At 52.8% G+C, this 7,391-nt stretch carries 7 protein-coding genes; all 7 read left to right on the forward strand.

The window, feature by feature from the left end:
- Window positions 1–657 (forward strand): S1 RNA-binding domain-containing protein (locus B2U90_RS08210; protein ID WP_292017558.1); only part of this gene is annotated, 657 nt, incomplete at its 5' end.
- Complete coding sequence (dut, locus tag B2U90_RS08215; protein ID WP_059075272.1) at window positions 657–1,103, forward strand: dUTP diphosphatase; 447 nt, start codon at window positions 657–659, stop codon at window positions 1,101–1,103. The genes B2U90_RS08210 and dut, both read left to right, overlap by 1 nt.
- Window positions 1,104–1,234: 131 nt before the next feature.
- Window positions 1,235–1,789, forward strand: a complete 555-nt coding sequence (locus B2U90_RS08220; protein WP_059075271.1) for an NUDIX hydrolase — start codon at window positions 1,235–1,237, stop codon at window positions 1,787–1,789.
- 81 nt (window positions 1,790–1,870) lie between these two features.
- Window positions 1,871–3,043: a phosphopentomutase gene (locus B2U90_RS08225; protein ID WP_292017559.1), complete on the forward strand. Its 1,173-nt coding sequence runs from the start codon at window positions 1,871–1,873 to the stop codon at window positions 3,041–3,043.
- Between the two features lie 5 nt (window positions 3,044–3,048).
- Window positions 3,049–4,353: a thymidine phosphorylase gene (locus B2U90_RS08230; protein WP_292017560.1), complete on the forward strand. Its 1,305-nt coding sequence runs from the start codon at window positions 3,049–3,051 to the stop codon at window positions 4,351–4,353.
- Between the two features lie 75 nt (window positions 4,354–4,428).
- On the forward strand, window positions 4,429–5,811 hold the full coding sequence (gene rlmD, locus B2U90_RS08235; protein ID WP_292017561.1) for a 23S rRNA (uracil(1939)-C(5))-methyltransferase RlmD: 1,383 nt from the start codon (window positions 4,429–4,431) through the stop codon (window positions 5,809–5,811).
- A gap of 99 nt (window positions 5,812–5,910) precedes the next feature.
- Window positions 5,911–7,344, forward strand: coding sequence for an ATP-binding protein (locus B2U90_RS08240; protein WP_292017562.1), 1,434 nt, complete (start codon window positions 5,911–5,913; stop codon window positions 7,342–7,344).
- Window positions 7,345–7,391: the final 47 nt, after the last annotated feature.

Raw genomic sequence — 7,391 nt, forward strand, 5'->3', positions numbered from 1 at the left:
ACGGCCATCCAGATGGATATCAAGATCAAGGGACTGAGCCGGGAAATCCTCGACAAGGCCCTGAAACAGGCTCATGAAGGCCGTATCTTCATCATGGGCAAGATGCTGGAATGCATCAGCGAACCGCGCAAGGAATTGTCTCCTTATGCACCGCGCATCATCACCATGCACATCGACCCCGATAAAATCCGCGATGTCATCGGGCCGGGCGGCAAAGTAATCAAACAGATTACGGAAGAAACGGGAGCCAAAATCGACATCGATGACTCCGGCCTGGTCTATATCGCCTCTGTCGATGCCGCCGGCGGCGAAAAGGCAAAAGAATGGATTGAAAACCTGACGAAAGATGTGGAAGTAGGGGAAACCTACCTCGGCAAAGTCACGCGCATCATGAACTTCGGCGCCTTTGTGGAAATCCTGCCGGGTAAAGAAGGCCTGGTCCACATTTCCCAGCTGGCCAAAGAACGGGTAGAAAAAGTAGAAGACGTCGTCAATATCGGCGATGAAATCATGGTCAAATGCGTAGAAATCGATGACAAGGGCCGTATCAACCTGTCGCGCAAGGCACTGCTCGGCGGCGGGGACGCACCGGCACACCACAATCACGGCCCGCGCAATAACCGCGGCCGCCAGAATGACCGCAAGAAGGTGCAGTAATGAGACACCGGGGATTTGAAGTCGTTACGGCATATGAAGGAAAGGATATTCACGTGCCGCAGCGGAAAACAGCAAAAAGCGCCGGATATGACCTGGAAGCCGCAGCCGACACCGTCCTGGCTCCCCATGCCGTGACGGTCGTGCCGACGGGCCTCAAAGCGTATATGGAACTGAACGAATATCTTTCCATTTTCATCCGTTCCAGCCTGGCCTTCAAAAAGGGCCTCATGCTGGCCAACAGCACGGGAATCATTGACTGCGATTATTACAACAATCCCGATAACGAAGGCCATATCATGATTGCCTATTACAATACAAAAGACGTTCCCTATACCATAAAAAAAGGGGAACGCATTGCCCAGGGGATTTTTATGAAATACCTGACCACCGATAATGACGATGCATCAGGCATCCGCATGGGCGGTATAGGCAGTACGGGCCAATAATGACTAATCTTTGATGTCAGATATAACGAGAGGCTGTCGCAAGAAGGGTTCCGCCATCATGCGACAGCCTTTTTGGTGTAAAATTGACCAGCCACTAACCACCAGCCACTAAAAAAGAGGAGGAAATACACATGAGTATCAGTACAGAACGCATGATTGCGAGAAAAGAAATTTTACATGGCCGGGTCCTCCATGTCACTGTCGATACGGTAGAAATCGACGACGGACAGGGCGGCAAACCGAAGACGGCCACCCGGGAAGCCGTATGGCATTTTGGCGCCTGCGCGATTTTACCGGTGACCGATGATGGCAAAATCATCCTCGTCCGCCAGTACCGCTATGCTGCTGCCCAGCCCATGCTGGAAGTCCCGGCCGGCAAAATCGAACACGACGGGGAAAATCCGGCAGAATGCGCACACCGGGAACTGGAAGAAGAAACGGGCTTTTCTTCCGACGATATCCAGCCCCTGGGCTACGTGTATACGTCGCCGGGATTCTGCAACGAACGGATATACCTCTATCTGGCCAAAAACCTGAAAAAAGGCCATCAGCACCTCGATGAAGACGAATTCATGAACCTGGAATATTATACGCCGGAAGAAGTGGAACAATTAATCGACAAAAATGAAATTGTCGATGCCAAGACCATCGCCAATTTCCAGAAAGCCAGAAAATATCTTTTCTGAGACACTCCCTTTTTCCGCACATCCGGAACAACCCTATGGTATAATAAAAGGTAGAACATATTTCCCAAAGGGGTGAATCACATGAAATTTAAACGAATCATTGTCATCGTCATGGATAGTGTCGGTGCCGGCGATGCCCCCGATGCGGCAGCCTTTGGAGATGCCGGGGCCAATACGATCGGACATATCGATGCCCGGGTGCCGCTGCGCGTACCCAATCTGCGTCGTCTCGGCTGGGGAAACATTGCCCATATTCACCGGGAACCTACGGAAGTTATCGGATCCTATGGCCTGATGGAAGAACAATCGGCCGGCAAAGACACGACCAGCGGCCACTGGGAATTTATGGGGAATATCGTGGAAACTCCTTTCCCTACATTCCCCCATGCCTTTCCCCCGGACTTGCTGCAAGCCTTTACGGAAAAGACAGGATACGGCTACATCGGTAACGAAATTGCATCGGGTACGGAAATCATCGAACGGCTGGGACCGGATCATTTCCGCACGGGCCTTCCCATCATCTACACATCGGCCGACAGCGTATTTCAGATTGCCGCCCACAACGATGTCATTCCTCTTGACGAACTGTACCGCATCTGCGAAATCACGCGGAAGGAAGTCTGCGTCGGTCCCTATGAAGTAGGGCGCATCATCGCCCGTCCCTTTATCGGGACACAGGGCCATTTCATCCGTACGGGCGATCGCCGGGATTACAGCCGTCTTCCCAAGAAAAAGATGGTCTTTTCCTATCTTTCCGAATCGGGACGCTTTGTCGCCGGCGTAGGGAAAATCGGCGATATATACGCACACATCGGCCTCACCGAATCGTACCATACGGGGGATAATCCGGCAGACATGAAAGCCCTGACGGAACAATTGCTGGCCCACCGGGACCGGGAAGGCCTGCTCATGGCCAACTTCGTCGATTTCGACAGCCAGTATGGACATCGCCGTAACGTCGAAGGCTATGCCGCCTGCATCGAAGCCTTTGATGATATGCTCGGTCATTTCCTGCCCCTGGTCCAGCCTGATGAACTGCTCATGATCACGGCAGATCACGGCAATGACCCGACCTGGAAAGGGACAGACCATACGCGGGAACGGGTGCCCCTCGTCGTTTACAGTCCGGCCCTTACGGAAGCGGTCGATCTGGGCATCCGCAAGACCTATGCCGACCTGGGACAGACCATCATGGATAACTTCTCCCTGGGGCAGCTTCCGGCCGGTACGGGATTTCTTTCTGAACTGAGGTGACGCCTATGTGGCCTATCGACTGCATTGCCCATAAACGGGATGGCCTGGTGCTGACGGACGAAGAAATTGCCCGTTTCATCGGGGATTATACGGCAGGCCGAATCGCCGACTATCAGGCCGCTGCTTGGTGCATGGCCGTGTATCTGAAGGGCATGGATGCAACGGAAACGACAGCCCTGACAAAGGCCATGGCAGAAAGCGGCGACCTCGTCGATCTGTCCTCTATCCCGGGAATCAAAGTAGATAAACACAGTACGGGCGGCATCGCCGATACGACGACGCTCATCGTGGCGCCCCTGGTTGCTGCCGCCGGTGTACCCGTGGCCAAGATGAGCGGCCGGGGCCTGGGATTTACGGGCGGGACCATCGATAAACTCCAGTCCATTCCCGGCTTTCAGACGGAACTTTCAGAAGACGCCTTCCTCCGGCAGATGCAGGACATGGGAATGGCCGTTATCAGCCAGTCCGGTGAAATCGCCCCGGCAGACAAACTGCTCTATGCCCTGCGCGATGCGACGGCGACCGTCGAAAGCATCCCCCTCATTGCCAGTTCCATCATGAGCAAGAAGATCGCTTCCGGTGCCGACGCCATCGTCCTTGATGTCAAATACGGCGACGGGGCTTTCATGAAGACGAAAGAACGGGCCCGTCAGCTGGCACGGACTATGGTCGATATCGGCCGTCTGGCCGGCCGTCCGACGCGGGCAGTCCTGACCTCCATGGAAGCCCCCCTGGGGACGGCCATCGGCAACAGCCTGGAAGTGGATGAAGCTGTAGAAGCCCTGTCGGGAAAAGGCGGCCGCCGGCTGATGGAAGTCGTAGAAGCCATCGGCAGCCAGATGCTCATCCTGGGTGGCAAAGTGCCGGATGAAGCACAAGGCAGAGCATGTATCCGCCGGCTGGTAGAGAACGGGAAAGGCCTGAAAAAATTCCGCCAGTTCGTCCGGGCCCAGCACGGCAGTGCGTCCTGGATCGGGAAGCAGCCCCTCACACGGGCCCCGCAGATGTACACCGCAGTATCGGCCGAAACGGGCTATATCACGGCCGTCCATGGAAGGGCACTGGGAGAACTGGCCATGCGCATGGGCGCCGGCCGGGCCCGCAAGGAAGACGCCATCGACCCGATGGTCGGCATACGCCTGTTCAAAGAATTGTATGACCCGGTCCGGGCTGGGGAACCGTTATTCACGCTCTACGGCAATTCTCAGGCGCCGATGGAAGAACTGGCACGGCAGGCGGCAGAACAGATTACCATATCAGACGGCCCGGCTCCCGTACAGGAACCGGTCGTTTCAGAAATTATTATGTAACCAAAGCCTCTCCGGCAAGGATAGAGCATACCGTTACCTGCGGAGAGGCTTTCGTATATCCGGGAAAGGATCTATATGAAGGAAAAACATGCGATTCCCGTACAAAAAGGGAAAATCTACGAAGTCCCCGTTCTCCGGCTGGGCACCAGCGGGGAAGGTGTCGGGCGATATGAGAATTTCACCATATTCATACCCCGGGCGCTGCCGGGAGAAACCGTCCGGGCACGGATCCAGCTGATCAAAAAGAACTATGCCATAGCGGAACTGACCGGAATCGTCACGGCTTCACCGGACCGTATCAAGCCGCACTGTCCCGTCTATGATCAGTGTGGCGGCTGTCAGTTGCAGCACATGAGTTATGAAGGAGAACTAAAGGAAAAACGCCAGCAGGTAGAAGACGCCATCGTCCGTATCGGCCATCTCAGCCATGTCCCCGTACTTCCCGTACTGGGCGCGCCGTCTCCCTGGCACTACCGCAATAAAATGCAGTTTCCTGTCGCGGCAGCCGGCAGGGGAAAAGTCGCCATCGGCTGCTTTGCCGCTTCTACCCACAAAGTCATCGACGTGGCCGACTGTGCCATCCAGAAGGAAGACAACAACGCCATCATCCGTGTCGTCCGCCAATGGATGAAAGACTTCAAGATACCGGCCTACGACGAAGATGCCCGGACGGGCATTGTCCGCCACATCATGGGCCGGGTCGGCGTCCATACGGGAGAAATCATGGTCTGCCTGGTCACGGCCGGTGATATGGTGCCCCACATGAAAGACCTGGTACAGCGCCTGCGCCGGGATATCCCTGGTCTGACCAGCATCGTCCAGAACGTCAACACCCGTCATACCAACGTCATACTGGGACCTAAGACCCGCACCATATACGGCAGCGATACGATTCACGATTCCATCGGGCCGCTGACCTTCCACATTTCAGCCCAGTCCTTTTTCCAGGTCAACAGCGAACAGGCCCAGCGGCTTTACGAACAGGCCCTGGACTTTGCCAACCTGAAGGGAAATGAAACCGTAGCCGACGTGTACTGCGGCACCGGGACGATTACCCTGTTCCTGGCCCGGAAAGCCAGACAGGTCTACGGCATCGAAATCGTCGCCCCGGCCATCCGCGACGCCGTCCGCAACGCCCGGGACAATCACGTGAAAAATGCCGAATTCATCCTCGGTGACGCCGTCTATAAACTGCCGGAACTCATCCGGGAAGGCGTCCGTCCCGGCGTCATCGTCCTCGACCCGCCCCGGGCCGGCTGCGGTGAACCCGTCCTCAAAGCCATCGCCCAGAGCAGACCGGAACGCGTCGTCTACGTCTCCTGCAACCCGGCTACCCTGGCCCGCGACCTGGCCTACCTGGACCAGCACGGCTACCAGACCGTCAAAGTACAGCCCGTGGACATGTTCCCCCGCACCCACCACGTTGAGTGCGTAGCATTGATGTCACGCATCTCGTAAAAATGTGCTTTTAGTGATTCCGACACCGGGGAGATGCACCGTGTAGATATACATGTAAGAGTAAAGAAAATAATAGAGAATATGAAGGAAGTGAAGTGGATGACGAAGCTGGAAGGATTCATAGGGGAAGCTACAACTTATGACAAGAAACAAGCCGTGGAAACAAAACGCCCTAAAAGTTGGTGTAAGACCATCAGTGCTTTCGCTAATACAAATGGAGGCACTTTGCTTTTTGGTGTTGCCGATGATGATACGATTATTGGATTACCGGATGCAGAAGCAGACGCAGAAAAAATTAGTGAGATTATTAAAACGCATTTAGAACCGATACCAGATTTTGGACTGCAATTCTGTCAGAGGGGTGGTAAGAAACTCATTGCCTTAAAGGTATATAAAGGGGAAGAAACGCCTTATTATTATCATGCTGATGGTACAACAGAAGCGTATATTCGTGTGGGTAATGAGAGCGTTCCTGCCGTTGCCACCGATTTAAAGCGACTGGTGCTTCGTGGAAGAAACAGCAGTTTTGATTCCCTGACATCATCCTACAAATCTTCTGATTATTCATTTACTAAAGTACGGGAACGGTACAAAATCTGGACCAATAAAAGCTTGCCTGAAGCATCCTACCTTTCCTGGGGAATGGAAGATGATAACGGAAATCTGACAAATGCAGGTGCCCTGCTGGCTGATGAGTCCCCAGTCAGATATTCCCGGGTGTTTTGTACCAGATGGAATGGACTTACTAAAAGTGGGGGCCTCGTTGATGCCTTGGATCATCAGGAATATAACGGTAGCGTTATTTCACTCCTTTCCAATGCAGAAGCTTTTATCAGAGTGCATACAAAAACAGTATGGAAAAAAACGGATAATTCACGTCTTGAATTTCCTGAATATGTGCATCGCAGCTATTTTGAAGCGCTGGTTAATGCGCTGGTTCACCGGGATTACCTGGATTATGGAAGTGAAGTGCACGTCGATATCTTTGATGACCGTTTGGAAATTTATTCTCCAGGTGGAATGTTTGATGGTACCAATATTCAAGATAGAAATATTCGCAGAATTCCATCACGCAGAAGAAATCCGGTGCTGGCAGATATCTTTGACCGTTTGGGATATATGGAACGGTCTGGCAGCGGCTTCGGAAAGATATTGGATGGTTATGAAAATGCTGTCAATTTTCAAACCCGGAAAGAACCAGAATTTTACTCGGATAACACCATGTTTCTTGTGATACTGCCAAATCTGAATTATTCTGACGGAAAATCGGCAGAAAAATCGGCAGAATCGGCAGAAAAATCGGCAGAATTAGGAGAAACTGTTTCTTTACTAACAAAAAGGCAACGAGAAATACTTAATAAAATGGAAGTGGGAATTGAATATAAAGCGGAAGATATAGAGAATATGATTGGACTAAAGCATTCTCGGACAAGACAGCTATTAATGGGACTTGTGAAGCAAGGGCTAATTCGTACTACGGCAGAAACCAAGAATCGCCGATATGTGAAAGTAAGAAATAAACGTAAATTGTAATTGTGAATTGATTCTGCAAGAAATCTCCCGCCTCTTTAGGCGGTGAG

The organism is Megasphaera sp. UBA4233 (genome assembly GCF_002395615.1).
Classification (GTDB): Bacteria; Bacillota; Negativicutes; order Veillonellales; family Megasphaeraceae; genus Megasphaera; species Megasphaera hexanoica.